Below are 860 nucleotides of genomic sequence, written 5' to 3'. Positions count from 1 at the left end.
GTAATGCCAGTCAGTTAAGCAACTGACTGGCTCTTTTTCGGGGCTGTGGGGTATTTCCAGGGCCTCTCCTTTACCACTCTCGGGAAGGCCCTTTCCCTTCTTGTCGGTAATTTCACAAGTTGTCCCATACTTGCAAGATCGCGCATCAGCTCCGGTATACGTCCCGGTGAAGCGCCCTGCAATGTCATCAGCATTCTCATCACCATTCCGCATGATTCTGAGAAACTCAGTTGATTCGGCCAGTAACCTTTCAGATGTTCCGCCATTTTAATCATCTGATATCTCACCAGATTATAAGCCAGTAAGACACCCCACAGCTCTTGCTCCACAAGCTCCGGTTTTTTACTTCTCAGCGTCAGCCTGCTCAGTTGCATCGTCTGTTTTATCTCCCTGTATCCCAGTTCGATTTCCCAGCGATGACTGTACAGATCCGCCATTTCTCCTCCGGGGAAGCGCATGGCGTCCGTCATCGACGTCAGCAGATGGCAGACTTTTCCTTTGCGCGTCACGGTCAGCAGGCGGGCTGTCACTTCATTTCCCAGTCCCGGCCACTTTTTTCGTGCCTGCGGGCTGGTTTTCAGCTTCACCAGATGATCGCCTTTACCCAGTTTTCTGATCTCTTCATATTGCGCTCCCTTTCTGAGAGGTATCATCCAGTGGCGGTGTTCTCCCGCCAGGCTCCAGGCATTTAACAGTCCCAGTGAGTAATAACCTTTATCCATTAACGTCAGAGTGTTATCGCCGGTTTGTTCTATAAGTTGCTCAGCAAGCTCATTTTCGCTGTTCTTCATCGTGCCGAAGGCTGCAGCCGTCAGCAGATGGCTGGTCAGTTCCATCTGGCAGACCATTTTGACCTGCGG

General features: G+C 51.2%; 1 pseudogene. It reads right to left on the bottom strand.

Going from position 1 to position 860, the window contains the following annotated elements:
- Nucleotides 1-14 precede the first annotated feature (14 nt).
- Nucleotides 15-860: pseudogene (locus tag ACJHX7_RS26200) on the bottom strand (IS4-like element IS4 family transposase); the annotation flags it as partial.

Origin of the sequence: Escherichia sp. WS1451, from assembly GCF_046487365.1 — a bacterium.
GTDB classification, from domain to species: Bacteria; Pseudomonadota; Gammaproteobacteria; order Enterobacterales; family Enterobacteriaceae; genus Escherichia; species Escherichia coli.
The sequence above is the reverse complement of the archived record's forward strand: the minus strand, read 5'-3'. Positions and strand labels throughout refer to the sequence as shown.